26 protein-coding genes are annotated in these 23,832 nt (G+C 72.3%); 16 read left to right on the forward strand and 10 right to left on the reverse strand.

Translation table 11 applies throughout. The features are described from left to right. Window positions 1-3: 3 nt before the first annotated feature. Window positions 4-660 (reverse strand): 2-phospho-L-lactate guanylyltransferase, encoded by a 657-nt coding sequence (gene cofC / locus AC0NZQ_RS18895; protein ID WP_474531627.1) that lies wholly within the window; start codon window positions 658-660, stop codon window positions 4-6. A gap of 170 nt (window positions 661-830) precedes the next feature. On the opposite strand from cofC, the gene AC0NZQ_RS18900 reads away from it, so the two are divergent. The 3 genes from AC0NZQ_RS18900 to AC0NZQ_RS18910 are packed head-to-tail and all read left to right on the forward strand — an operon-like array spanning window position 831 to window position 3,615. Next, entirely contained in the window at window positions 831-1,520 is a 690-nt protein-coding gene (locus AC0NZQ_RS18900; RefSeq protein WP_474531628.1) for a lysophospholipid acyltransferase family protein, read from the forward strand. Next, window positions 1,517-2,518: an NAD(P)H-dependent glycerol-3-phosphate dehydrogenase gene (locus AC0NZQ_RS18905; RefSeq protein ID WP_474531629.1), complete on the forward strand. Its 1,002-nt coding sequence runs from the start codon at window positions 1,517-1,519 to the stop codon at window positions 2,516-2,518. The genes AC0NZQ_RS18900 and AC0NZQ_RS18905 overlap by 4 nt, the downstream gene beginning before the upstream one ends. A 26-nt stretch (window positions 2,519-2,544) precedes the next feature. Then, window positions 2,545-3,615, forward strand: a complete 1,071-nt coding sequence (locus AC0NZQ_RS18910) for a D-alanine--D-alanine ligase family protein (RefSeq protein WP_474531630.1) — start codon at window positions 2,545-2,547, stop codon at window positions 3,613-3,615. 7 nt (window positions 3,616-3,622) lie between these two features. Here AC0NZQ_RS18910 and AC0NZQ_RS18915 read toward each other — a convergent pair whose 3' ends face one another. Together AC0NZQ_RS18915 and AC0NZQ_RS18920 are read right to left on the reverse strand one after the other, a co-directional pair. After that, a complete protein-coding gene (locus AC0NZQ_RS18915) occupies window positions 3,623-3,994 on the reverse strand; it encodes a DUF3037 domain-containing protein (protein WP_474531631.1) in 372 nt (123 codons plus the stop codon). Next, window positions 3,991-4,761: a HipA family kinase gene (locus tag AC0NZQ_RS18920; RefSeq protein WP_474531633.1), complete on the reverse strand. Its 771-nt coding sequence runs from the start codon at window positions 4,759-4,761 to the stop codon at window positions 3,991-3,993. Before AC0NZQ_RS18920 ends, AC0NZQ_RS18915 begins: the two co-directional genes overlap by 4 nt. A 91-nt stretch (window positions 4,762-4,852) precedes the next feature. Here AC0NZQ_RS18920 and AC0NZQ_RS18925 point away from each other — a divergent pair, with 91 nt between their 5' ends. Beyond that, on the forward strand, window positions 4,853-6,289 hold the full coding sequence (locus AC0NZQ_RS18925) for a M1 family metallopeptidase (protein ID WP_474531634.1): 1,437 nt from the start codon (window positions 4,853-4,855) through the stop codon (window positions 6,287-6,289). On the opposite strand, the gene AC0NZQ_RS18930 is transcribed toward AC0NZQ_RS18925, so the two are convergent. The 4 genes from AC0NZQ_RS18930 to AC0NZQ_RS18945 all read right to left on the reverse strand — a co-directional run bounded on the left by AC0NZQ_RS18930 (window position 6,282) and on the right by AC0NZQ_RS18945 (window position 11,450). Beyond that, window positions 6,282-6,662 (reverse strand): glyoxalase superfamily protein, encoded by a 381-nt coding sequence (locus AC0NZQ_RS18930; RefSeq protein WP_474531635.1) that lies wholly within the window; start codon window positions 6,660-6,662, stop codon window positions 6,282-6,284. The genes AC0NZQ_RS18925 and AC0NZQ_RS18930 overlap by 8 nt on opposite strands. Before the next feature lie 84 nt (window positions 6,663-6,746). Further along, the gene (locus AC0NZQ_RS18935; protein WP_474531636.1) at window positions 6,747-7,886 is read right to left on the reverse strand and encodes a CaiB/BaiF CoA transferase family protein; all 1,140 of its coding nucleotides are present in this window, start codon (window positions 7,884-7,886) and stop codon (window positions 6,747-6,749) included. A gap of 187 nt (window positions 7,887-8,073) precedes the next feature. Next, a complete protein-coding gene (locus AC0NZQ_RS18940) occupies window positions 8,074-10,239 on the reverse strand; it encodes a 3-hydroxyacyl-CoA dehydrogenase NAD-binding domain-containing protein (protein WP_474532027.1) in 2,166 nt (721 codons plus the stop codon). Then, window positions 10,236-11,450, reverse strand: coding sequence for an acetyl-CoA C-acetyltransferase (locus AC0NZQ_RS18945; protein WP_474531637.1), 1,215 nt, complete (start codon window positions 11,448-11,450; stop codon window positions 10,236-10,238). Before AC0NZQ_RS18945 ends, AC0NZQ_RS18940 begins: the two co-directional genes overlap by 4 nt. A 117-nt stretch (window positions 11,451-11,567) precedes the next feature. Here AC0NZQ_RS18945 and AC0NZQ_RS18950 point away from each other — a divergent pair, with 117 nt between their 5' ends. Continuing rightward, window positions 11,568-12,320: a MerR family transcriptional regulator gene (locus AC0NZQ_RS18950; protein ID WP_474531638.1), complete on the forward strand. Its 753-nt coding sequence runs from the start codon at window positions 11,568-11,570 to the stop codon at window positions 12,318-12,320. Between the two features lie 4 nt (window positions 12,321-12,324). On the opposite strand, the gene AC0NZQ_RS18955 is transcribed toward AC0NZQ_RS18950, so the two are convergent. Together AC0NZQ_RS18955 and AC0NZQ_RS18960 are read right to left on the reverse strand one after the other, a co-directional pair. Further along, window positions 12,325-12,903: a DUF3515 domain-containing protein gene (locus AC0NZQ_RS18955; RefSeq protein WP_474531639.1), complete on the reverse strand. Its 579-nt coding sequence runs from the start codon at window positions 12,901-12,903 to the stop codon at window positions 12,325-12,327. Window positions 12,904-12,925: 22 nt separating this feature from the next. Continuing rightward, a complete protein-coding gene (locus tag AC0NZQ_RS18960; protein WP_474531640.1) occupies window positions 12,926-13,162 on the reverse strand; it encodes an Lrp/AsnC ligand binding domain-containing protein in 237 nt (78 codons plus the stop codon). 201 nt (window positions 13,163-13,363) lie between these two features. Here AC0NZQ_RS18960 and AC0NZQ_RS18965 point away from each other — a divergent pair, with 201 nt between their 5' ends. Beyond that, complete coding sequence (locus AC0NZQ_RS18965; RefSeq protein ID WP_474531642.1) at window positions 13,364-14,347, forward strand: thiamine-phosphate kinase; 984 nt, start codon at window positions 13,364-13,366, stop codon at window positions 14,345-14,347. A 22-nt stretch (window positions 14,348-14,369) separates the two neighbouring features. After that, window positions 14,370-14,837: a GNAT family N-acetyltransferase gene (locus tag AC0NZQ_RS18970; protein WP_474531643.1), complete on the forward strand. Its 468-nt coding sequence runs from the start codon at window positions 14,370-14,372 to the stop codon at window positions 14,835-14,837. 99 nt (window positions 14,838-14,936) lie between these two features. Here AC0NZQ_RS18970 and rpmB read toward each other — a convergent pair whose 3' ends face one another. Continuing rightward, window positions 14,937-15,128, reverse strand: a complete 192-nt coding sequence (gene rpmB / locus AC0NZQ_RS18975) for a 50S ribosomal protein L28 (protein WP_474531644.1) — start codon at window positions 15,126-15,128, stop codon at window positions 14,937-14,939. A 229-nt stretch (window positions 15,129-15,357) separates the two neighbouring features. Between rpmB and AC0NZQ_RS18980 the strand changes: the two genes are divergently transcribed. From AC0NZQ_RS18980 to mutM, 9 genes are all read left to right on the forward strand, one after another. Next, window positions 15,358-17,049: a DAK2 domain-containing protein gene (locus tag AC0NZQ_RS18980; protein WP_474532028.1), complete on the forward strand. Its 1,692-nt coding sequence runs from the start codon at window positions 15,358-15,360 to the stop codon at window positions 17,047-17,049. Then, the gene (recG, locus tag AC0NZQ_RS18985; protein WP_474531645.1) at window positions 17,049-19,235 is read left to right on the forward strand and encodes an ATP-dependent DNA helicase RecG; all 2,187 of its coding nucleotides are present in this window, start codon (window positions 17,049-17,051) and stop codon (window positions 19,233-19,235) included. Before AC0NZQ_RS18980 ends, recG begins: the two co-directional genes overlap by 1 nt. Beyond that, window positions 19,232-19,789, forward strand: coding sequence for a 16S rRNA (guanine(966)-N(2))-methyltransferase RsmD (gene rsmD / locus AC0NZQ_RS18990; protein ID WP_474531646.1), 558 nt, complete (start codon window positions 19,232-19,234; stop codon window positions 19,787-19,789). Before recG ends, rsmD begins: the two co-directional genes overlap by 4 nt. A 29-nt stretch (window positions 19,790-19,818) precedes the next feature. Then, window positions 19,819-20,301 carry a pantetheine-phosphate adenylyltransferase gene (gene coaD, locus AC0NZQ_RS18995; RefSeq protein WP_474532029.1) on the forward strand — a complete coding sequence of 161 codons (483 nt, stop codon included), beginning with the start codon at window positions 19,819-19,821 and terminating at the stop codon, window positions 20,299-20,301. A gap of 27 nt (window positions 20,302-20,328) precedes the next feature. Continuing rightward, complete coding sequence (locus AC0NZQ_RS19000; protein WP_474531647.1) at window positions 20,329-21,072, forward strand: hypothetical protein; 744 nt, start codon at window positions 20,329-20,331, stop codon at window positions 21,070-21,072. A gap of 69 nt (window positions 21,073-21,141) precedes the next feature. Continuing rightward, window positions 21,142-21,747 carry a YceD family protein gene (locus AC0NZQ_RS19005; RefSeq protein ID WP_474531648.1) on the forward strand — a complete coding sequence of 202 codons (606 nt, stop codon included), beginning with the start codon at window positions 21,142-21,144 and terminating at the stop codon, window positions 21,745-21,747. 5 nt (window positions 21,748-21,752) lie between these two features. Further along, on the forward strand, window positions 21,753-21,932 hold the full coding sequence (gene rpmF, locus AC0NZQ_RS19010) for a 50S ribosomal protein L32 (protein WP_474531649.1): 180 nt from the start codon (window positions 21,753-21,755) through the stop codon (window positions 21,930-21,932). A gap of 16 nt (window positions 21,933-21,948) precedes the next feature. Next, complete coding sequence (rnc, locus tag AC0NZQ_RS19015; protein WP_474531650.1) at window positions 21,949-22,686, forward strand: ribonuclease III; 738 nt, start codon at window positions 21,949-21,951, stop codon at window positions 22,684-22,686. A gap of 29 nt (window positions 22,687-22,715) precedes the next feature. Then, on the forward strand, window positions 22,716-23,597 hold the full coding sequence (gene mutM, locus AC0NZQ_RS19020; RefSeq protein WP_474531651.1) for a bifunctional DNA-formamidopyrimidine glycosylase/DNA-(apurinic or apyrimidinic site) lyase: 882 nt from the start codon (window positions 22,716-22,718) through the stop codon (window positions 23,595-23,597). Window positions 23,598-23,832 lie beyond the last annotated feature (235 nt).

Raw genomic sequence — 23,832 nt, forward strand, 5'->3', positions numbered from 1 at the left:
CGATCATCCCAACCCAAGGTGAACGGCCGGAGCCGACACTCGGCTCGCGAGCAGCGCCGTCGTCGCCGGGCCGACGCCGAGCTCGGCCGCTGCCGTCTCGAGGTCGTCCGGGGTGTCGACGTCCCGGCGCAGCCCCGCCCCGGCCGGCAGCGCGGTGGCGATCTCGCCGTGCCGTCGCGCCGACTCCGGACCGAAGCGAGGCTCCAGGGCGACGCCGGGATGTCCCGCCAGCATGGTGGTTCCGACGCCGTCGGCGTCCGGCACGAAGGCCGGGCCCGCCACACTGCCGGCCTCGACCAGAGCGTCGGCCAGGTCGCTCGGTTGCAGCGCGGGGAGGTCGCCGACGAGCAGGGCCACGCCGTCGGCCGGCCAGCTGCGGGCCGAGTGCTCGGCGCCGTCGAGCAGCGCGCCGTTGAGGCCGGGGCGACGCTGGACGAGATGGTCCGGCACGACGGCCAGCGCGGAGGCTTGGCTGCCGTCCCCGGTGTCCAGGACGAGCAGGATCCGCGCCACCCCGGCGGCGGCCCGAGCGGCGGCGATGGTGTCGCTGCGCAGGGCCTCGACCAGCGCGCGGTGCGCTGCCGCGTCCGGGCTAGCCGAGGCCAATCGGGACTTCGCGGCGGTGAGCGACTTGACCGGGATGACCACAGTCCAGCGCATGGTTACGAGCTTACGGACGGCCATACGGCAGACTGCACGGCGCGGGAGCTGTCATCGCGCGACCGGGACAGTGGGACACGAGGGAGATCCAGGTAGTGGCGAGGCTCCATAAGCGGCGTAGGTGGGGACATGGCGAGCCGATGGGGCCGGGGTGGCGTTTCGTCTGGCTCGTGCTCTATTACCCGGTCTCCGGTCTGTTCCGGCTGACGTATCGCAAGGCCGACCGGCTGGCCGAGACCGGGCCGATGATCATCGTGACCAATCACGTGTCGCACGTCGACCCGTTCCTCGTGGCGAAGTTCGTCCTCGACGCCGGCCGGGTGCCGCGGTTCCTGGCCAAGGAGTCCATCTTCGGCGTCCCCGCCGTCGGCTGGGGCATGCGCATCATGGGGCACATCCCGGTCCGCCGCGGCACGACCGACGCGCGGCAGTCGCTGGCTGCCGCCGTCGAGGCGCTGCGCGAGGGCAAGGTCATCGTGCTGCACCCCGAGGGGACGGTGACGCGTGATCCGGCGGGCTGGCCGATGGCCGGCAAGACGGGGGCCGCACGGCTGGCAACCCTGGTCCCCGACGTCCCCGTCGTCCCCGTCGCGCAGTGGGGCGTCCAGCAGCAGGTCGACCTCTACCACAAGAAGGTCAAGCTCTTCCCGCGTCCGCGCCACGTCATCTCCGTCGGCGAGCCGATCGACCTGTCGCAGTTCGCGGGACGCGGCAGCGGTCCCGCCGTGCTGCGGGAGATCACCGACGTCATCATGAACCGGCTCCGTGCCGATGTCGCCGAGCTGCGGGGGGTCCCCGAGCCGGACGGGCAGCTCTACCGCTGGACGAGGGTCGGCGAGCACCCCGGCGACGCGGCGTGACCCGCGCCGTCGTCCTGGGCGCCGGCAACTGGGGCACGGCCTTCGCCAAGGTGCTCGTCGAGGCCGGCAACGACGTCATGCTCTGGGCCCGGCGTGAGGAGCTCGCCGCCCGGATCACGCGGACGCACCACAACGAGGACTACCTGGCCGGGGTCGAGCTGCCGGCCGAACTCCGGGCCACGCACGACGCTGCCGCCGCGCTGGCGGGGGCCGAGCTGGTCGCCATCGCCATCCCGTCGCAGACGCTGCGGGCCAACCTGGAGCAGTGGGCGCCGCTGCTCGCCCCGGACGCCACCGTCGTGAGCCTGATGAAGGGTGTCGAGCTCGGCACGACCAAGCGGATGAGCGAGGTCATCGCCGAGGTGGCCGGTGTCGCCGCCGAGCGCATCGCCGTCGTCAGCGGACCGAACCTCGCACTCGAGATCGCGCAGCGACAGCCGACCGCGACCGTCGTCGCCTGCGCCGACGAGGCACGGGCCGAGGCGGTGCAGGCGGCGTGCCGGACGCCGTACTTCCGCCCGTACACCAACACCGACGTCGTCGGTTGCGAGCTCGGCGGAGCAGTCAAGAACGTCATCGCGCTGGCCTGCGGCATCGGCCAGGGGCTGGGCTTCGGGGACAACTCGCTCGCCTCCATCATCACCCGCGGCCTGGCAGAGACGGCGCGTCTGGGCGAGGCCCTGGGCGCCGACCCGCTCACCTTCGCCGGGCTGGCCGGACTCGGTGACCTGGTCGCCACCTGCAACTCACCGCTGTCGCGGAACCGGAGCTTCGGCGAGCGGCTCGGCCAGGGTGACAGCCTCGACGAGGCGCAGGACGCGACCCACGGCCAGGTCGCCGAGGGCGTGAAGTCGTGCCGCTCCGTGTTGGAGCTCGCCCGCCGCCACGACATCGAGGTCCCCATCACCGCCGCGGTCGAGGCGGTCTGCTTCCGCGGCCTGGCGCCCCGGCAGATGGTGGACTTGCTCATGTCGCGCTCGATGAAGTCCGAAAGCTGAAGCGTCGACCCGTAGGGTCGTCAGCCGTGAGCAAGCGCATCCGCATCGCGGTGATCTACGGCGGCCGCAGCAGCGAGCACGGCATCTCGGTCGTCTCGGCCGGCAGTGTCCTCAACGCGCTGGACCCTGGGCGCTATGACATCGTCCCGATCGGCATCACGCAGGCCGGGCAGTGGGTGCTGACCGACGCCTCGCCGGAGTCGCTGGCCATCGCCGGCCGCACGCTGCCGCAGGTCGAGGACGGCACCGCCGTGGTGCTGGCCCCGGCCTCGTCCGAGGTCGTCACGCTCGACGCCGGCCACGCGACGCAGACGCTGGCGTCGGTCGACGTCGTCTTCCCCGTCCTGCACGGTCGCTTCGGCGAGGACGGCACCATCCAGGGGCTGCTCGAGATGACCGGGGTCCCGTACGTGGGGCCGGGTGTCTTCGCCAGCGCCGCCGGGATGGACAAGGAGTTCACCAAGATCCTGCTCCGCGCCGCTGGTCTCGACGTCGGCGAGTTCGCGGTGCTGCGACGGGGCCGGCCGTGGTCGGCCGTGGACCTGGAGCCGCTGGGGCTGCCGGTCTTCGTCAAGCCCGCCCGCGCCGGGTCGAGCGTCGGCATCACCCGCGTCGCGGACTGGAGCGAGCTGGACGAGGCCGTCGAGCTCGCCTTCAGCCACGACGACAAGGTGCTGGTGGAGGCCGCCGTCAGCGGTCGCGAGATCGAGTGCGGCGTCCTGGAGTTCGAGGACGGGCTGCCGCGGGCAAGCGTGCCGGCCGAGATCCGGCTGCGGCCGGGACACGACTGGTACGACTTCGAGGCCAAGTACCTCGACGACGCCTGCGACTTCGACATCCCGGCCCGGGTGGACGACGAGCTCATCGCCGCCGTCCGAGACGCCGCCTGCCGCGCCTTCACCGCCCTGGACTGCACGGGGTTGGCCCGGGTGGACTTCTTCGTCACCGCCGAGGGGCGTGTCGTCGTCAACGAGGTCAACACGATGCCCGGCTTCACCCCGATCTCGCTCTTCCCGCGGATGTGGGCGGCCACCGGGGTGGACTACCCCGAGCTGGTGGACCGCCTCGTCGCCGCCGCGCTGCGGCGGGGGGCCTGACCCGACGTCACCTGATCACCAGCGTCCGCAGCAGCCGATCGGCGTCGGCGTCGGGGTCGTCGGTGAGCCCGGTGTGGACCGGGCCCGGCTGCACCACGGTCGAGCGAGGCGCGGTGAGCCAGCGGAAGCGCCGTCCCAGCTTCTCCTCACCGCCGGGACCGGCGCCCTCGCAGGTGCCGGCCAGCCGCTGCAGCGCGGCGTCGATGGCCTCGACGGCTGCGTCGGGGTCCAGTGCCCGCAGCCGATGAGCGTCGAGATGGACCTTGGCCCGCAGGTACGACCGCTCCGGGCAGTAGACGATCACGCCGGCGTTGACGAACTCGTCGCGCTCGACCCGGGGCACCGCCCGGATCACGGCGTATTCGAAGGGCACCCTCATGCCAGCGCCTCGATCACACCGGGGAGCCAGCTGTCGCGGGCGGCGAGCCGTGCTGCCAGCACGTCGACGTAGGCGGCCCGGACCGCCTGCGGGGAGGCGAAACCGGGCTCGTCGAGCAGCCACTCGTCCGGGACCAGGGCGGTCACCGCCGACAGCACGTCACGGTCCAACCGCGGTGCCAGCACCGCGTCGGCGGCGACCACGTCGGGACGGTTGTTGCGCAGCGCATGGTCGGCGGCGTCGTACGGGCGGGTGGCGGCGGCCTCGGCCGAGGACCACCGGTGGTGGAAGGTGAGCGCCGCGCCGTGGTCGATGAGGTAGGGCGTGCCGTGCCAGAGCAGCATGTTGGGGTTGCGCCACGAGCGGTCCACGTTGCCGGTGAGGGCGTCGAACCACACCACCGCTCCGGCGAGGTCGGCCGGCACCACCGCGCTGGCGTCGAGGTCCAGCGCGCCGGGGAGGAAGTCCACGCCGAGGTTGCGGCCGGGGCTCGCCCGCAGCAGATCCTGGACCTCCTCGTCCGGCTCGTTGGCCGCCAACGTCGCGTCCAGCTGGACCGTGACGAGCCGCGGCACCGGCAGCCCGAGCGCGCGTGCGAGCTCGCCGACGATCACCTCGGCGACGAGGGCCTTGCGTCCCTGCCCGGCTCCGACGAACTTCACGACGTAGATGCCGAGGTCGTCGGCCTCCATCAGGCCGGGCAGTGAGCCGCCTTCCCGCAACGGGGTCACGTAGCGGGTCGCCGTCACGTGCGCGAGCGGTGTCACGTCCCGCAGCTTACGGACGGGAGGCGAGCTTGATCTTTGCGGCGATTCCGACGAATGTGTGCCGAAGCTGACAATCGTCGAAGGAGCACATGTGAGTCGCCTCGGCCGTCTCGCCGGCACCAGCGCCGGCGCGGCACTCTGCGTCGCCCTCCTCGCCGCGGCGGGGGTCCCTGCCGGTACGCCGGCCGACGCGGCGCGTCCGCGTTTCACGCCGGGCGCCGCCGGCGTGGGGGATCCCTACTTCCCCAAGCTCGTCAACGGCGGCTTCAACATCGAGCACTACGACCTCGACCTCGGCTACGTCCCGAGCCGGCGGCGGCTGTCCGGGGTGGCCACCCTGCGCGCCAAGGCGACGCAGAACCTGTCGCGCTTCGACCTCGACCTCGCCGGCATGACCGTCCGCAGCGTCCGTGTCAACGGCACCGCGGCCCGCTTCAGCCGCGCCGCGGGGGAGCTGGTCATCACGCCGAGGCACGGGCTGCCGAAGGCACGACGCTTCACAGTGGCGGTCCGTTACGACGGCTCGCCGCGGACGATCACCGGCTCGCCGATCGTCTTCGGCGCCGACTACGGGTGGCAGTACACCAAGGACGGCGCCTTCGTCGGCGACGAGCCGAACGCGGCCCACACCTGGTTCCCCTCCAGCGACCATCCGAGCGACAAGGCCTCCTACACGTTCCGGGTGACGGTCCCGCGGGGCACGCAGGTCATCGCCAACGGCAAGCTGCGCAGGCAGACGAGCGTCGCCGCGGGCACCCGTTACGTGTACGACGAGACGAAGCCGATGGCGACCTACCTGGCGACCATCGACATCGGCCGGTGGAGCTTCCGACACGGCAGGACCAAGGGCGGTATCCCGTCCACCATGGCCGTCGACACCACGCTGGCGGCGAAGGCGCGGGCGGCGAGGTTCTTCGCCGACACCAACCGGATCACCGACTTCTGGTCCAGAACCTTCGGGAAGTACCCCTTCACCTCCACCGGCGCGATCATCGACGACCTGCCCAACGTGGGCTTCTCGCTGGAGACGCAGACCCGGCCGCTCTACGGCTCGGTGGTGGACGTGGGGACGATCGCCCACGAGCTGTCCCACCAGTGGTTCGGCGACGCGGTCTCGGTGAAGCAGTGGCGCGACATCTGGCTCAACGAGGGCTTCGCCACCTTCGCGGCGGCTTACTGGAGCGAGCACACCGGCGGCGCGAGCACCTACTCCGGCTTCAAGCGGGCCTACGACCGGGTGCCGGCTTCGGACCGGTTCTGGAAGCAGCGCATCGCCGAGCCCCGCCGCGACACCATGTTCAGCGCCGCCGTCTACAACCGCGGCGGGATGACGCTGGCCGTGCTGCGGCACAAGCTGGGCAACGCCACGTTCTTCCGGCTGCTGCGCACGTGGGTCGCGCAGCACCGCTACGGCAACGCCTCGACGGCGCAGTTCGTGGCCCTCGCCGAGATGATCTCGCATCGGGACCTGTCGGCGTTCTTCACGCGCTGGCTCTACACCGCGCGCAAGCCTGCCAGCTTCAGCTGACCGACCCGGCCGGGCGCACCTCCTGGATGTTCCAGGAGTTGCCGTCGGGGTCCTGGAAGTGGATGAAGCGACCCCACGGCAGCTCCTCGATGTCGGTGACGGGGGCGCCGCGCGCGCTGAGCTCGGCGTGCGCGGCGGCCGCGTCGGAGACCACCAGTTGCAGTCCCTCGAGTGAGCCCGGCGCCATGGTGGTGAGTCCCTCGCCGATGCAGATCGAGCAGCCCGAGCCCGGTGGCGTCAGCTGGACGAAGCGCAGCTCGTCGCTGACCCGCTCGTCGTGGTCGGCGGTGAAGCCGATCTTGTCGACGTAGAACGCCTTGGCCGCGTCGACATCGCTGACCGGCACGCACATCAGTTCGAGGCGGTAGTCCATGCCCCTCGGGTTACCCGGTTTTGGCGGGCTAACTTGGCATATCAAGTCAGCCCGCCAAAACCGATGGGGGGGTGGACGGGGCCGTCAGGCGATGGCGCCGGCCTCGCGCAGCCGGGCCAGCTCGTCCTCACCCAGGCCCAGCTCGGCGAGCAGGGCGGCGCTGTCCGCGCCGGTGTCGGGGACGCTGCCGACCTCGCCGGGCGTCTTCGAGAACTTCGGCGCGGGGCCGGGTACGTGTGCGCCCTTGACCTCGGTGTAGGTCCCGCGGGCCACGTTGTGCGGGTGCTCCAGCGCCTCGGCGAGGGTGAGGACGGGGGCGACGCAGGCGTCCAACGGCTCGAACATCGCGGCCCACTCGTCGCGGGTCTTGGCCTTGAACGCCTCGGTGAGCCATTCGCGGCAGGCCCGCCACTGCTTCGGGTCGTAGGGACCGGGCGTCCCCTCGACCTCGCGGCCGAGCGTGGTGACCAGCGCGGCCCAGAACTGCGGCTCCAATGCGCCCACGGCGACCCACTTGCCGTCCGCGGTCTCGTAGCAGCCGTAGTTGGGGGAGCCGCCGTCGAGCAGGTTCGCGCCGCGGCGGTCCTGCCAGGCGCCCAGGCCCACCATCGTGCGGGTCATCGTGCCGAGGTAGGCGGCGCCCTCGGTCATGGCGACGTCCACGACCTGCCCTTCACCGGACGTCCGGGCGTGCAGCACGCCGGCGAGCACCCCGGTGACCAGGAACATCGAGCCGCCGCCGAAGTCGGCGACGTAGTTGATCGGCGGGACCGGAGGCCCGTCGGCGGAGCCGATGCCGTGCAGCAGTCCGGTGACGGCGAGGTAGGTGATGTCGTGACCCGCTGTCGGCGCAAGCGGGCCGTGCTGGCCCCAGCCGGTCATCCGGCCGTAGACCAGCTTGGGGTTGCGCGCCAGGACCTCGTCCGGCCCGATCCCCAGCCGCTCGGCCACACCGGGACGGAACCCCTCGACGAGGACGTCCACCGACTCGGCCAGCCGCAGCACCACCTCGGCGGCGCCGGGCTTGCGGAGGTCCAGGCCGAGCGAGCGCCGGCCGCGTCCCATCGCGGTGGCGGTCATGATCGAGCCGAGGTCGCCGCCGCCGGCGAGCCGGTCGATGCGGATCACCTCGGCACCGAGGTCGGCCAGCAGCATTCCGGCCAGCGGCACCGGACCGATGGCGGGCAGTTCCAGAACACGGACGCCGTCGAGCGGTCCGGGCATGGTGGCACCTTTCGGTTAACGCGCCGAGTGGTCGATTCCGCAGCCGAGTGGTCGCAGGTTCTGCGACCGCTCGGGGCTGGAATCGACCACTCGGCGGTGGTTCGTGCGGATCGGCGGGTGATCAGCCAGTGCTAGCCGGCGCAGTCAGCGCTGGCCAGTGATCAACTGGTGATCGGACGGGGGACGGTCAGAACTTCTCGTTCTTCTCGGCCTTGTCCTTCAGCAGCTGGTTCGGAGCGAAGCGGTCGCCGAACTCCTTGGCGAACTGCTCGGCGCGCTCGACGAAGGCGGCGATGCCGTGACCCGTCGAGCCCTCGTAGCCGTTGATGTACTGCAGGACGCCACCGGTCCACGGCGGGAAGCCGATGCCCATGATCGAGCCGATGTTGGCGTCGGCGGTGGTGATGAGCACCCCCTCGTCGACGCAACGCGCCGTCTCGATGGCCTCGATGACGAGCATGCGCTCACCCAGCTCGTGGATGTCCACGTCGGCCGGGTTGCCCTTGACCGGGAAGTGCTCGGCCAGTCCCGGCCAGAGGCCGGTGCGCTTGCCGTTCTCGTCGTAGTCGAAGAACCCGGCGCCCTTGAGACGGCCCGGCCGGCCGAGCTCGACCATCTTCTCGACGATGTCCTCGGCGGGGTGGCGCACGTAGGCGTCGCCCAGACCCTCGCGGGTCTCGTTGCGGATCTTGAGGAACAGCTCGAGGTTCAGCTCGTCGGCCAGCTGCAGCGCGCCGACCGGGTACCCGGCCTGCGTCGTCGCCTGCTCGATGGACTGCGGGTGCACGCCCTCGCCCAGCATCGCGACGGCTTCGTTGACGAAGGTGCCGATGACGCGCGAGGTGAAGAAGCCCCGGCTGTCGTTGACCACGATCGGGGTCTTCTTGATCAGCGCGGCGTAGTCCAGCGCGCGGGCCAGGGCCTCGTCCGAGGTCTCCTCACCGCGGATGATCTCCAGCAGCGGCATCTTGTCCACGGGGCTGAAGAAGTGCAGCCCGATGAAGTCCTTCTTCCGGGCCACGCCCTCGGCCAGGCCGGTGATGGGCAGCGTGGAGGTGTTGGACCCCAGCAGCGCGTCGTCGTTGACGACCTTCTCCACCTCGGCGAAGACCTCGTGCTTGAGGGAGACCTTCTCGAAGACGGCCTCGACGACGAGGTCGGTGCCGGCCAGGTCGGCGTAGTCCGCGGTCGGGGTGATGCGGGCGAGGACCTCGTCGGCCTTCTCCTGCGTCATCTTGCCGCGGGAGACCGCCTTGTCGAGGATCTTCTGCGAGTAGGCCTTGCCCTTCTCAGCCGCCTCGATCGAGATGTCCTTCAGGACGACGTCCACACCGTTGCGAGCGGTGACGTAGGCGATGCCCGCACCCATCATGCCGGCGCCGAGGACGGCGACCTTGGTGGGCAGCCGCTTCTCGTAGCCGTCCGGCCGCGAGCCGCCGCCGTTGATGGAGTTCAGGTCGAACCAGAACGCCTGGATCATGTTCTTCGCGACCTGGCCCTTGGCAAGGTTCACGAAGTAGCGGCCCTCGATGGCCAGGGCGGTATCGAAGTCCACCGTCGCACCCTCGACCGCGGCGCAGGCGATGTGGTGCGGGGCGGGCATCGGCGCGCCCTTGAGCTGCTTCTTGAGGTTGCCGGGAATGGCCGGCAGCATGCCGCCGAGCTTCGGGCTGAGCGGCAGGCCACCGGGCATGCGGTAACCCTTGGCGTCCCACGGCTGGGTGGTCTCCGGGTTGGCCTTGATCCACTCACGGGCCTTGGAGATCAACTCCTCGGGCGAGGACGCGATGTCGTCGATGAGGCCGATCTCCTTGGCCTGCGCGACCTTGTAGCGCGTGCCCTGGACCAGGACCTTCATCAGGCCGTCGAAGACGCCGAGCAGCCGGATGACGCGGGTGACGCCGCCGGCACCGGGGAGCAGGCCGAGGGTGACCTCGGGCAGGCCGAACTGCGCCTTGGGGTTGTCCAGGGCGATGCGCCGGTTGCAGGCGAGCGCGATCTCGAGACCGCCGCCGAGCGCCGCGCCGTTGAGGGCGGCCACGGTGGGCTTGCCGAGCTTCTCCAGGCGACGGAAGTCGCTCTTGACCTTGGCGACGCCCTGCGCGAACTCGGCGGCGTTCTCGTCGGTGACCTGAATCAGCTGGCGCAGGTCGCCACCGGCGAAGAAGGTGTCCTTCGCCGAGGTGACGATGACGCCGGTGAGGCCGTCCTCGGACTCCAGCTTGTCCACGACGTCGGCCAGCGACTGCCGGAAGTCGTCGTTCATGGTGTTGGCGCGCTGCGCCGGGTCGTCCAGGGTCAGCGTGACGATGCCGTCCGCGTCCTTGTCGTAACGAATGACGTCGGCCATCAGGACACCCGCTCCACGATCGTCGCAACGCCCATGCCGCCGCCGATGCAGAGCGTGGCCAGGCCGTACCGGAGGTCACGCGCCTCGAGCTCGTCGATCAGCGTGCCGAGGATCATCGCGCCGGTGGCACCGAGCGGGTGCCCCAGGGCGATGGCGCCGCCGTTCACGTTCATCTTCTCGTGCGGCACCTTGAGGTCCTTCATGAACTTCATGACGACGGCCGCGAAGGCCTCGTTGAGCTCCCAGAGGTCGATGTCGTCGACGGTGAGGCCCGCCTTGGCCAGCGCCTTCTCGGCGGCCGGGGTGGGGCCGGTGAGCATGATCGTCGGCTCGGAGCCGACGACACCGACGGAGACGATGCGCGCCCGCGGGGTGAGGCCGTTGGCCTCGCCGCCCTTCTCCGAGCCGATGACGACCAGACCGGCGCCGTCGACGATGCCCGAGCTGTTGCCCGGCGTGTGGACGTGGTCGATCTTCTCCACCCAGTGGTACTTCTGCAGCGCGACGGAGTCGAAGCCGCCCATCTCGGCGAGACCGGCGAAGGACGGCTTGAGGCCGGCCAGCGACTCGACGGTGGTGCCGGCACGGGGGAACTCGTCGTGATCGAGGATCACGGTGCCGTTGATGTCCACGACCGGGACGATCGACTTGTCGAAGTTGCCGTTGGCGATGGCCTTCGCGGCACGGTCCTGCGACTCAGCGGCGTAGGTGTCGACGTCGGTGCGGCTGAAGCCCTCGATGGTGGCGATCAGGTCGGCGCTGATGCCCTGCGGGATGAAGCTGGTCTGGTACGCGGTCTCGGGGTCCTGGGCCCAGGCGCCACCGTCGGAGCCCATCGGCACCCGCGACATCGCCTCGACGCCGCCGGCGAAGATCAGGTCCTCCCAGCCGGAGCGGACCTTCTGCGCCGCGACGTTCACGGCCTCGAGGCCGGAGGCGCAGAAGCGGTTGAGCTGGAAGCCGGGGCCCGAGGTCTCGTAGCCGGCGACGAGCGCTGCGGTGCGGGCGATGTCAGCACCCTGCTCGCCGACCGGCGAGACACAGCCGAGGATGACGTCCTCGACGTTGGCGGGGTCCAGGCCGGGGTTGCGCTTGCGCGCCTCCTCCAGCAGGCCCACGACGAGCGACACGGGCTTGGTGCCGTGCAGGGATCCGGTTGCCTTGCCGCGACCGCGCGGGGTGCGCAGCGCGTCATAGACGAATGCTTCGGTCATGACCGTGTTCCGTCCTTCGAGGGGAGTGGTTCGAGAATCGGTGTCAGTATTACTGTCACAGTTGGCAAGTTCCAGTATGTGTGGTGAGAGGAACCCGTGCGTCTACAGTCACCGGCCATGACCGGCGCCGCAACCGGATCCTCGCCGGGTGCGCCCGCCGCCGCCGAGGGTGAACTCACCGTCGACGAACTGGCCGCGCGCACCGGTCTGACCGTGCGCACGGTGCGTTTCTACGCCACCGAGGGCCTGCTGCCACCGCCGGAGCGACGCGGCCGCATCGCCTACTACGACGCCCGGCACCGGCTGCGGCTGGACCTCATCCGCACGCTGCAGGACCACGGCTACACCCTGGCCGCCATCAACCGCGTGCTGCAGCGCATCCCGCACGACGCCGAACCCGCCGAGTACGCGGTGCAGGCGGCCGTGCTGGCGCCCTGGCTGCCCGACGAGGTCGAGGTCCTGGACCGCGCCGCGTTGGAGCGACGCGCCGGACGACGCATCGACGACGAGCAGCTGGAGTTCCTCGTCTCGGTCGGGGCTGTGGAACGGCAGGACACCGACACCTTCCGCGTCTCGACGCAGTCGCTGGGCCACGCCCTGGACGTGCTGACGCTGCCGGTCCCGCGCGCCGTCCTCGACGAGTCCGCCGCGATCATCGACGAGCACGCCACCGCGGTCGCGGAGGGGCTGACCGAACTCTTCGCCCGCCAGATCTGGGGGCCGTACCAGCGCGGCGAGATCACCGACGAGCAGGTCGTCGAGATCCTCGGCCGGATGCGCCCGCTCGCCGTGCAGGGGATCATCGGCGCCTTCACCCGGGCCGCCGACAACGCCGCCCGGCGGCGCGTCGAGGGCGGCCCCGGCTACTGATCGGCTACTTGCGCCGGGTGCAGAGCTTCTCGACCGGCGCGGTGTCCAGGGTGCTGCAGACCGCCGGGAGGGCCTTGGCGATGGCGGCACCGAGCGGCGGCATGATGTCGCCGCCCTGGTACTGCGACGGGATCGTCACCGAGACGTAGGCGGCGCGGTCCACCGAGGTCCAGACGTTCTCGCCGTCCTTGCTGGTGACGACAAAGTACGGGCCGGCGACCGAGCCGGCGTTCTGCAGCGTCTCCGCCGAGCCGGGGGAGAGCTGCTTCGGTCTGGTCTCACCGCAGCGCAGGACCACCGGCGGACTGCCCCAGGCGACGACGAACGGGGTGTCGGGCTTCGTGCGCACGACGCGCGGCGCGAGTCGCCCCAGGTTGACCGGCAGCTGCGCCAGCACCTTGGCGCAGGGAGCGGCATCGACATCGGCCCGCGGCGGCGCCGAGGCGGTGATGGCGCCGCTGGTGGGCGCGGTCGGCGCCGTGGAGGAGGGGTCGCTGTCGCCGGTGAGGGCGCCCAGCCCGAAGGCGACGACGACGACGAGCGGAACGGTGACGCCGGTCGCGATCAGCGCCGCGCGGCGCACATGGCGGTCGATCGGGAACCGCCTACAGGTTGACGACGGGGCAGGTTAGCGTCCGGGTGATGCCCTCGACCGACTGCACGTTCGAGACCACCAGCTTGCCCAGCTCGTCGACCGTCTCCGCCTCGGCGCGGACGATGACGTCGTAGGGGCCGGTGACGTCCTCGGCGGAGGTGACGCCCGGCAGCGCGCCGATCTGCGCGGCGACGGCGGCAGCCTTGCCCACCTCGGTCTGGATCAGGATGTAGGCGCTGACGGCCATCGCGGGATGCCTCGCTCTCGGTCGGTGTCCGTGTGACACGCTCTGTGCCGACCTCGTCGGGGGCGCGGCCGGGCACGGGCGTGCTGGTCGCGCGCGGCGATCGGCACCGCGGCGCGTCGCCTCCTCGTCGAGACGAACGGACCGGTAGAACGTACCCGAGGCGCTCTTCGGCGCCCGTACCCGGAAGGACCACCCAGCCTCGTGCCCGACTCCCCGCCGTCCGGCCCGCCCGCAGCCGCCCGCACCGTCGGCGAGGCAGGGGAGTTCGGCGTCATCGCCCGGGTGACCGCGGGTCTCGAGCCGGTCGCCTCCACGATCGTCGGACCCGGTGACGACGCCGCGGTGGTGGCGACGCCGGACGGCCGGGTCGTGGCCTCCACCGACATGCTGGTGGAGAACCGGCACTTCCGTCGCGACTGGTCCACCGGCGAGGACGTCGGCCACAAGGCGGCGGCCCGGGCCTTCAGCGACATCGCCGCGATGGGTGCCTCGCCGACGGCGCTGCTCGTCGCCTTCGCCGCCCCCGCCGACCTGGACCTCGCCTGGGTGGACGGGGTCATGACCGGCCTGCGCGCCGAGTGCGCGCAGGTGGACGCCGCCATCGTCGGCGGCGACGTCACCGCCGCCGACAACGTGAGCCTCGCGCTCACCGCCCTGGGTGACCTCGACGACCACGAGCCGGTGACGCTGGGCGGTGCAAAGCCCGGTGACCTCGTGGCCGTGGCCGGACGGCTCGGCTGGGCCGCCGCCGGCTTCGCCGTGCTCGCCCGTGGCTTCCGGTCGCCGGTCTCGGTCGTCAGCGCCCACCGGCGTCCCGAGCCGCCCTACTTCGAGGGGCCGCGTGCGGCGGCCATGGGCGCCACGGCGATGACCGACGTCAGCGACGGGCTGGTCGCGGATCTCGGCCACGTCGCCCGGGCCAGCGGCGTGCGCATCGAGCTCAGCGGGGACGCCCTCACCGCCCCGGCCAAGCTCGCCGAGGTGGGCGCCGCGCTCAACGTCGATCCGATGGTGTGGGTGCTCACCGGCGGCGACGACTACCCCCTCGCCGCCACCTTCCCGCGGGGCACCGACCTGCCCGACCCGTGGCGGGTCGTCGGCACCGTCAGCGAGGCGGTGGGGGAGCCGGACGTCCGGGTGGACGGTCGCCGCTGGCCGCAGGGCGGCCACGAGCATTTCCGCTGAGGCCGCTGGCTACCGTGGTCGCGTGAAGTTCGAGATTCAACCTCGGCGCTACGCCGACGCCGACGTCCAGCGGATGGTCGCCGAGGTCCAGCAGGTCTACGTCGAGATGTACGGCGGGCCGGACGAGGCCGTCGTCGTCGACGACGAGTTCGTCGCTCCGAACGGGGCCCTCTTCGTGGGCCTGCTCGACGGGGAGCCGGTGGCGATGGGGGGCTGGCGGCGTCTCGACGGTGACGGCACCACCGCGGAGATCAAGCGGATGTACGTCGTCCCGCGGGCGCAGCGGCGCGGGCTGGCGCGTCGGATGCTCGCCGCCGCCGAGCGCTCGGCGGGCGAGGCGGGGGTCCGTCGGCTGGTGCTCAACACCGGACCGGAGCAGCACGCGGCCATCGCGCTCTACCTGGCCGAGGGGTACACGCCCAGCGAGCCGTTCGGCCACTACGCCTGCCACGGCGACGCGCTCTTCTACGCCAAGACCCTCGCTACCTGACCAGGCGGTCGGCAGGGAAGACGAGTCGGCAGCGAAGACGACGAGCCCGCCTCGCGACGGCGAGACGGGCTCGAAGCGGTGAAGCAGGTGGGGCGGCGATCAGCCGCGGGTGACCTTGCCGGCCTTGAGGCAGGAGGTGCAGACGTTGACACGGCGAACGGTGCCGGGCGCGACCTGGGCGCGCACGGTCTGCACGTTCGGGTTCCACCGGCGGGGGGTGCGGCGGTGCGAGTGGGACACGGACATGCCGAAACCCGGACCCTTGCCGCAGACATCGCAGACGCTGGCCACGTGGAACTCCTCTGAACAGAACGGACCTGATGGTGTCCGGGTGCTCCCGGACGACTGCCCGGCGGTCGGAACAGCACGACCGGCGCGAGGCAACCGTGCGAGTCTAACGGGTGCGCGACGGCGGGACCAAACCGGCGTCGGCCCCGACCAGTATCGTGCGGCCGGGCGGTCTCTGCAGCGCAGAGCGCGGACTTCTCGGGGCGGTAGCGGGGTGACGACGGCAGTGACGGTGCTCGATGCGCTCGACACCGCTGCCGTGCGTCGCTGGAGCGCCGTCGCCGTGAGGCGCCTGGCCGATCACCGGCCGGAGATCGACGCCCTCAACGTCTTCCCGGTCCCGGACGGTGATACCGGCAGCAACCTGCTCGCCACCGTCCGCGCCGCGGACGACGAGCTGCGCGGGCTCCCCGACTCGGCCACCGCGGCCGACGCCCTCGCCGCGCTCGCCGGCGGCGCCGCGCGCGCCGCGGTGGGCAACTCCGGCTTCCTGGCCTCCCAGCTGCTGCGCGGCCTGGCGCAGGCTGCCGCCGGCGCCGTGGCCGTCGGATCGACCCAGCTCGCCGCCGGTCTCCGGGCGGGTGCCGACCTCGCCCGCGAGGCCGTGGTCAGCCCGGTGGAGGGGACCCTGCTCACCGTCGCCGACGCGGCCGCCGACGCGGCGCTGGCCGCTCGCGAGGCCGGGGAGTCGCTGGCCCGGCTGGCGGCGGCCGTGGTCGACGCTGCCCGTGCCGCGCTGCGCGGGACGACCGCGCAGCTGCCGGAGCTCGCTCGTCACGGCGTCGTCGACGCCGGCGGACGGGGACTGGTCGTGCTCCTCGAGGCGCTCTCGGCGGTGGTGAGCGGCGCGTCCGACTCGGACGGCATCCCCCCGACCGTCCCCGAGACCGAGACCGAGACCGAGGCCGAGGCCGTCCCCGAGACCGGGGCCGGGACCGCGGCCGGGCCCGCCTCGCCGGCCCCGGGCGCCCGGCACGACGGGGCGGACGCCACCTTCGCCTACGAGGTGCAGTACCTGCTCGCCGCCGCGCGCGGCGAACAGCCGGTCGACGTGGCGGGGCTGCGCCACGCGCTGGCCCTGCTCGGCGACTCGGTCGCCGTGGTGCCGGTGACCGCCGACACCTGCAAGGTGCACGTGCATGTCGACGACGTCGGCGCCGCCATCGAGGCCGGCATTGTCCGCGGCCGGGTGCACGAGATCGAGGTCGTGAGCTTCGCCGAGCAGCAACGGGCCGCCGAGCGTGCCGCGGCAGACCGGCCGGAGGGGACGGCAGTGGTGGCGGTGGCCCCCGGCGCGGGGCTGGCGCACCTCTTCCAGGCCGAGGGCGTCCACGCCCCCACCCCGGCCGACGGGGCGACCCTCACGGCCGAGGACGTGCTGGCGGCGATCCGGGCGACCGGCGCGCGCGAGATCGTGCTGCTGCCGAACGCCTCGCTGGTCACCGGCGTGGCCGAGACGGCCGCGCGACGAGCCCGCGCAGAGGGGCTCCGCATCGCCGTCGTCGCCACCCGGTCGCCGGTGCAGGGGCTGGCCGCCATCGCCGTCCACGACGCTGGCCGCCCCTTCGACGACGACGTGGTCGCCATGGCCGAGGCTGCCGCCGCAACCCGGGTCGCCGAGCTGACCGTCGCGGCCGAGCGGGCGCTCACCGCCGTCGGCGTCTGCCAGCCCGGCGACGTCCTGGGGCTCATCGACGGCGAGGTCGTCGAGATCGGGCGCGGGATGCTGGCGGTGGCCTTCGGTCTGGTGGACCGGCTGCTCGGTGTCGGCGCCGAGCTCATGACCATCGTCGTCGGCGGCGGTGCGCCCCGCCGGGCCGGCGAGCTGCTCGAGGCCCACATCCGCGGCCGGGCGCCGCTCACCGACGTCACCGTCTACGCCGGGGGCCAGCCCGACCACCCGGTCATCATCGGAGCCGAGTGATGGTGACCCTGGACAGCCGGCTGGGTGAGGTCGTCGGCGGGCGCACCGCCGACGCGCTGGCCAAGGCCTTCGACATGGCCACCGTCGGCGATCTGCTCGCGCACTATCCCCGGCGGCTGGCCGAGCGCGGCGAGCTCACCGACATCGGCGCCCTGCGCGTGGACGACGAGGTCACCGTGGTCGCCGAGGTGCGCAGCGCGACGGTCCGGGGGGCGCCCGGGCGGGGGCAGCGCCTGGAGGTCGTCGTCAGCGACGGCAAGAGCTCGCTGCAGCTCGTCTACTTCGGCAAGGCGCAGTTCCGCGCGAAGTCGCTGGTGCCGGGCAAGCGCGGGCTCTTCTCGGGGAAGGTGGGCGAGTTCCGCGGCACCCGGCAGCTCGTGCACCCCGAGTACATGCTGCTGGCCGGCGACGAGCTCGACGACACCGCCGCGGACGTCTACGCCGGCCGCCTGATCCCCGTGTACCCGGCCACCAACCACGTCCGGACCTGGGTGATCAGCAACGCGGTGCACCAGGCACTGCTCGTGCTCGACCCCGTCCCTGACCCGGTCGACGCGGAGGTCCGCCGGCGCCGCGGGCTGCTCTCGCTGGACGCCGCGCTGCGGGCCATCCACGAGCCGGACGACTACGCCCACTGGGGCGCGGCGAAGAAGCGGCTGGTCTGGGACGAGGCGCTCGGCGTCCAGCTCGCGCTGGCGCAGCGCCGGTGGCTGGCCGGTGCGCATCCGGCGACGCCGAGGCCGCGGCGCGACGACGGCCTGCTGGCTGCCTTCGACGCCCGGTTGCCCTTCGAGCTGACGGCCGGCCAGCGGCAGGTGGGCGAGGAGCTCGCCGCCGAACTGGGCGGCACCCGTGCGATGCACCGGCTGCTGCAGGGCGAGGTCGGCTCCGGCAAGACGATCGTGGCCCTGCGGGCGATGCTGCAGGCCGTGGACACCGGGGGACAGGCGGCGCTGCTCGCCCCCACCGAGGTCCTCGCGGCGCAGCACGCCCGCTCCATCGAGGCGATGCTCGGCCCACTCGCCCGCGGCGGCCAGCTCGGCGGCGCCGACGAGGCCACGCGGGTCACGCTGCTCACCGGGTCGCTCTCCGCCCCGGCCCGCAAGGCCGCGCTGCTGGAGGCCGCCTCGGGTGCCGCGGGCATCGTCGTCGGCACCCACGCCCTGATCCAGAAGCATGTCCAGTTCGCCGACCTGGCGCTGGTGGTCGTCGACGAGCAGCACCGCTTCGGCGTCGAGCAGCGAGACGCGCTGCGGGAGAAGGCCGCCACCCCGCCGCACGTGCTCGTCATGACCGCCACGCCCATTCCGCGCACCGTCGCCATGACCGTCTTCGGCGACCTCGAGACCTCGACGCTGTCGGAGCTGCCGGCCGGGCGCTCGCCCATCGCCACCTCCGTGGTGCCCGCCGGGGAGAAGCCCGCCTGGCTCGAGCGGGGCTGGCAGCGCATCCGCGAGGAGGTCGCCGAAGGCCGGCAGGCCTACATCGTCTGTCCGCGTATCGGCACCGACATGGCCGAGTTCGAGGACGAGCTCGACGCACCCGACGACGGCGAGCACGCCGACGGCCGCCGCCCCCCGCTCGCCGTCGCCGACGTCGCCCCGATGCTGGCCGAGGGTCCGCTGTCCGGGCTGCGCCTGGGCGTCCTGCACGGCAAGCTGCACCCCGACGAGAAGGACCGCGTCATGCGGAGGTTCGCCGCCGGGGAGCTCGACGTTCTGGTGGCCACGACCGTGATCGAGGTCGGTGTCGACGTCCCCAACGCCACCGTGATGGCGATCCTGGACGCCGACCGCTTCGGTGTCTCGCAGCTGCACCAGCTGCGCGGCCGGGTCGGGCGTGGCGGACACGCGGGGCTCTGCCTGCTCGTCACCGACTCGCCGGCCGGCACCCCGGCCCGTGAGCGGCTGGACGCCGTCGCCGGCACCACCGACGGCTTCGAGCTCGCCCGCCTCGATGTTGAGCAGCGCCGCGAGGGCGACGTCCTCGGCGCGGCGCAGTCCGGTCGGCGGCGCCAGCTGCGGCTGCTGTCGCTGCTGCGGGACGAGGAGACGATCGTGCAGGCCCGCGCCGAGGCCGCCGAGATCGTCGCCGGCGACCCCACGCTGGCCGCGCATCCGCTGCTCGCCGCGCGCGTTGCCGTCCTGGTCGACGACGAGCAGGCGCAGTTCCTGGAGAAGGGATGACCCGGATCATCGCCGGGGTGGCCAAGGGTCGGCGGCTGGCCGTCCCGCACGCCGGTACCCGGCCGACATCGGACCGGGCGCGGGAGGGGCTCTTCAACACGCTCGCCGCGACGCTGCCGCTCGACGACGCCCGCGTGCTCGACCTCTACGCCGGGACCGGCGCGGTGGGGTTGGAGGCCCTGTCGCGGGGAGCGTCGACAGCGGTCCTCGTCGAGTCCCACGGCAAGGCGGCCGGGGTGCTGCGCAGCAACGTCGCCGCGGTCGACCTGCCGGGGGCCGAGGTGGTCGTCTCGCCCGTGACCCGCTACCTGACCGGCGAGCCGGCGGAGCCCTTCGACCTGATCTTCGCCGACCCGCCCTACGACAAGGCGGACGCCGAGCTGCCTGCTGTCGCCGAGCGGGCCGCCGACGGTTGGCTGGCGCAGGACGGCATCGTCGTCCTCGAGATGTCGTCACGTGCGGCCGGCGACGCCCTGAGCGGCTTGACATCCATCACGTGGTGGCAGCAGAAGCGCTACGGCGAGGCCCTGCTTTGGTACGGTCGCCGCCGATGAACCCCAAGGAGAACGGCGGTCCCGGCATCGTGCGGCGCGCCCTGTGTCCGGGCTCGTTCGACCCGGTCACCAACGGTCACATCGACATCATCGGCCGGGCGGCCAGCCTCTACGACGAGGTCGTCGTCGCCGTCTTCGTCAACCAGTCCAAGACCGGGCTCTTCGACGTGGACGAGCGCCGCGAGATGCTCGAGGAGGTGACGGCCGAGTTCGGCAACGTCACCATCGACACCTTCGAGGGGCTGGTGGTGGACTACTGCCGCGGCCACGACATCCCGGTGATCGTGAAGGGCCTGCGGGCGGTCAGCGACTTCGACTACGAGCTGCAGATGGCGCAGATGAACCGCGGTCTGGCGGGGGTCGACACGCTGTTCATGCCGACCAACCCGGAATACAGCTTCCTGGCCTCTAGCCTGGTGAAGGAGATCGCGAAGTGGGGCGGCGACGTCAGCTCGCTCGTGCCTGCCAGCGTTCTGCACCGACTCAAGGAGCGCACCCAAGCCACGGGGTAGCGCGACGGCGACCAGGAGGCCCCGGTCATGACCGACGAAGCGCTGCGCCGAGCGGACGCGCTGCTCAGCGACCTGATCGAGGTCGTCGAAACCGCCAGGGCCCTGCCGATGTCGTCGTCGTGCGTCGTGCCGCGCGAGCACCTGCTCGACATGCTCGACGAGCTGCGCGAGGTCATGCCGCCGGAGATGGACGAGGCCCGGACCGTCATCGCCCGCCGCGACAAGGTGCTGCAGGACGCCCACGAGAGCGCCGCCGCCACCCGCGAGCAGGCGGTCCGCGAGGCCGATGCCGTGCTGGCCGACGCCGCTCACCGGGCCGAGCAGGTCACCGAGGAGGCCGCCCGCAAGGCGGCCGAGGAGATCCGGGCCGGCCGTGAGGAGCACGCCCGTCTCGTCGCCTCCACCACCGTGCACCAGGCCGCCGCGCAGGCGGCCGCCGCCCTGCGGGAGGACGCCGAGCGCTACCAGGCGCAGCTCACCGCCGACGCGAAGCAGTACGAGGCCAAGGTCTGCGCCGACGCCGACCGCTACGCCCACCGCGCCCGCAGCGAGGCGGAGCGCTACGCCACCAAGCTCACCGCCGACGCCGAGGACTACGCCGAGCGCACGCTCGACGAGCTGTCGGCGGTCCTGCACCGCTCGGCGCAGACCGCGGAGCAGGGGCGGGTGGCGCTGGCGCAGCGCCGGGCCGGGGTCTTCGCCGAGTCCGCCGCCGGCGAGCCGGAGGCCGTCACCCCGCCCGAGCAGGGCCGCGCGGCGCGCTCTGCCTGACGATTACGAGTTGCGGGGCCGCGTCGGCTAGTCTGGACGACGGCCTCAACCCGTCCAGACCGAAGTCGTATGCCCGAGAACATCACACCGCACCCGAACCCACGCAGCCCGTTCGTCTTCGACCTGCGTGAGTTGGGCCGCCGACCCGGCAGCCTGCGCGAGTACCGGCGTGCTGTTCCCGCGCCTACGGCGATCGGACTGGACGTCATCGGGGTGCCGCAAGGCGCTCCGCTCGACCTGGACCTCCGGCTCGAGTCGGTGACCGAGGGCGTGCTCGTCACGGGCACGGTCGCGGCGCCTCTCACCGGCCAGTGCGGGCGGTGCCTCGACCCGGTCACCGATGAGCTCGAGGTGGATGTCTGCGAGCTGTTCGCCTACACGAACAGCGCCACTGACTCCACCACCGAGGAGGACGAGGTCTACCGGACCGACGGCGAGCTGCTCGACGTCGAACCGGTAGTGCGTGACACAGTGGTGCTCGCCTTGCCGTGGACGCCGTTGTGCCGGCCGGACTGTGCCGGGTTGTGCCCCGACTGCGGACGCCGCCTGGACGATCTGCCCGCCGGGCACACGCACGACACGATCGACCCGAGGTGGGCGGCCCTGACCGCCTTCAGCTCGGCCAGCGCCAGCGCTGACAGCACGACCGACAGCACCACCGAGGATCAGGAGTAACGATCATGGCCGTTCCGAAGCGGAAGATGTCGCGCAGCAACACCCGGGCGCGCCGTTCGCAGTGGAAGACCACCGCCACGACGCTCGTCCCGTGCCCGAACCGGGCGTGTGGCGAGCTCAAGCTGCCCCACACCGCGTGCGCCAACTGCGGCCAGTACGCGGGCAAGCAGGTTCTGTCGGTCTGATCCGACAGGGCCGGCGATGAGCAGCAGCGCAGCGGAGTTGCGTCGCGAGCCCGCCGACCAGGCCGGACTCGCGGCGGCGCTCGGGGTCGATCTCGACCCCGAGCTGCTTCGGCGCGCGCTGACGCACCGGTCCTACGCCTACGAGAACGGCGGGCTGCCGCACAACGAGCGGCTCGAGTTCCTGGGTGACGCCGTCCTCGGCATCGTCGTGACCGACACGCTCTATCGTGCGCACCCCGACCTGGCCGAGGGAAAGCTCGCCAAGTTGCGCGCCTCGGTCGTGAACATGCGGGCGCTGGCCGCCATCGCCCGTGACATCGGCTCCGAGGCCGGCGGTCTGGGCGCCTACATCCTGCTCGGCCGCGGCGAGGAGTCGACCGGCGGCCGGGACAAGGCCAGCATCCTCGCCGACACCCTCGAGGCGGTCTTCGGCGCGATCTACGTCGACCTCGGCCTCGCGGTGGCCGACCGCGTGATCCACGAGCTCTTCGACTCCGTCATGGCGGCCGCGGCCGCCGCCGGCGCCGGTCTGGACTGGAAGACCAGCCTGCAAGAGCTCACCGCCGAGCAGGGCCTCGGCGTCCCCGAGTACGTCATGAGCTCGACCGGCCCGGACCACGAGAAGGTCTTCACCGCGCGCGCCAACGTCGCCGGCGAGCTCTTCGACGCCTCCACCGGCCGCAGCAAGAAGGAAGCCGAGCAGCTCGCCGCCGAGACGGCCTGGCGCGCCCTCTCCGCCCGCACCTCCGCCTGAGCACCGCCCGTCCCCGTCGGAGTAATTGCGTGCCCGAACTGCCCGAGGTCGAGACGGTCCGCGACGGCCTGCAGCGCTGGGTCGCCGGCCGGACCATCGCTGCCGCCGAGGTGCGCCATCCGCGCTCGGTCCGGCGACACCTCCCCGGTGCCGACGACCTCGTCGCCCGGCTGCGGGGGATGCGGGTCGCCGCCGTCTCGCGGCGCGGCAAGTACCTCTGGCTGCCGCTGGAGTCGCCGGCCGGGACGACCGACGAGACGCTCGTCGCCCACCTCGGCATGTCCGGACAGCTGCTCGTCCAGCCCCCGGACGCTCCGGAGGAGAAGCACCTCCACGTCCGGTTGAGCTTCAGTGACGGCGGTCGGGAGCTGCGCTTCGTCGACCAGCGCACCTTCGGCGGCGTGATGCTGGACCGTCTCGTCCCGGCGCCGGACCGTCCCGACGAGCAGGTGCCCGGCGAGATCGTCCACATCGCCCGCGACCCGTTGGATCCCGCGTTCGACGACGACCTCTTCTTCTCACGGCTGCGCCGCAAGCAGTCGGCCCTGAAGCGGTCCCTGCTGGACCAGACGCTCATCTCGGGAATCGGCAACATCTACGCCGACGAGTCGCTGTGGCGGGCCCGACTGCACGGCGAGCGACGCTCGTCGGCGCTGACCCGCCCCGTCGTGACCGAGCTGCTCGCACACGTCCGCGCCGTGCTGACGGACGCGCTCCGCGCCGGGGGGACCTCCTTCGATGCCCTCTACGTCAACGTCAACGGCCAGAGCGGCTACTTCGACCGGTCGCTCGCCGTCTACGGGCGGGAGGGCAGGCCGTGTCCGCGCTGTGGGACCGCGATCCGGCGCAGTGTCTTCACCAACCGGTCGAGCTTCTGGTGCCCGCGCTGCCAGCGACCGCCGCGGAACTGACCAGCACCAGCTGACGACGGCGCGCCGGTCAGGTTGACCCGTCCACCCGCCCGGTGTCACCATTCAGTGACAAGACGGGACAGTGCCCTGTGCTGCCCACTGATCGCAGAGTCCGCCGCGGCTCTTCCAGTCGGTGTTGCACGGCAGTGATCGCACCCCCGCCGCGTCCACACACCATCGGCCACGTCCGCACGGGCCGTCCGGCGCCGGCAATCCCGGCCCGGATCCGGGCGGA

This window comes from Jatrophihabitans sp. sgz311053, assembly GCF_056135305.1.

Coding starts and splice junctions, on each gene's coding strand:
- cofC (WP_474531627.1), bottom strand. CDS start 660: ATGCGCTGGACTGTGGTCATCCCGGTCAAGTCGCTCACCGCCGCGAAG.
- AC0NZQ_RS18915 (WP_474531631.1), bottom strand. CDS start 3,994: ATGAGGGTGCCCTTCGAATACGCCGTGATCCGGGCGGTGCCCCGGGTC.
- AC0NZQ_RS18930 (WP_474531635.1), bottom strand. CDS start 6,662: ATGGACTACCGCCTCGAACTGATGTGCGTGCCGGTCAGCGATGTCGAC.
- AC0NZQ_RS18935 (WP_474531636.1), bottom strand. CDS start 7,886: ATGCCCGGACCGCTCGACGGCGTCCGTGTTCTGGAACTGCCCGCCATC.
- AC0NZQ_RS18945 (WP_474531637.1), bottom strand. CDS start 11,450: ATGACCGAAGCATTCGTCTATGACGCGCTGCGCACCCCGCGCGGTCGC.
- AC0NZQ_RS18950 (WP_474531638.1), top strand. CDS start 11,568: ATGACCGGCGCCGCAACCGGATCCTCGCCGGGTGCGCCCGCCGCCGCC.
- AC0NZQ_RS18960 (WP_474531640.1), bottom strand. CDS start 13,162: ATGGCCGTCAGCGCCTACATCCTGATCCAGACCGAGGTGGGCAAGGCT.
- recG (WP_474531645.1), top strand. CDS start 17,049: ATGGTGACCCTGGACAGCCGGCTGGGTGAGGTCGTCGGCGGGCGCACC.
- rsmD (WP_474531646.1), top strand. CDS start 19,232: ATGACCCGGATCATCGCCGGGGTGGCCAAGGGTCGGCGGCTGGCCGTC.
- AC0NZQ_RS19000 (WP_474531647.1), top strand. CDS start 20,329: ATGACCGACGAAGCGCTGCGCCGAGCGGACGCGCTGCTCAGCGACCTG.
- AC0NZQ_RS19005 (WP_474531648.1), top strand. CDS start 21,142: ATGCCCGAGAACATCACACCGCACCCGAACCCACGCAGCCCGTTCGTC.
- rpmF (WP_474531649.1), top strand. CDS start 21,753: ATGGCCGTTCCGAAGCGGAAGATGTCGCGCAGCAACACCCGGGCGCGC.
- rnc (WP_474531650.1), top strand. CDS start 21,949: ATGAGCAGCAGCGCAGCGGAGTTGCGTCGCGAGCCCGCCGACCAGGCC.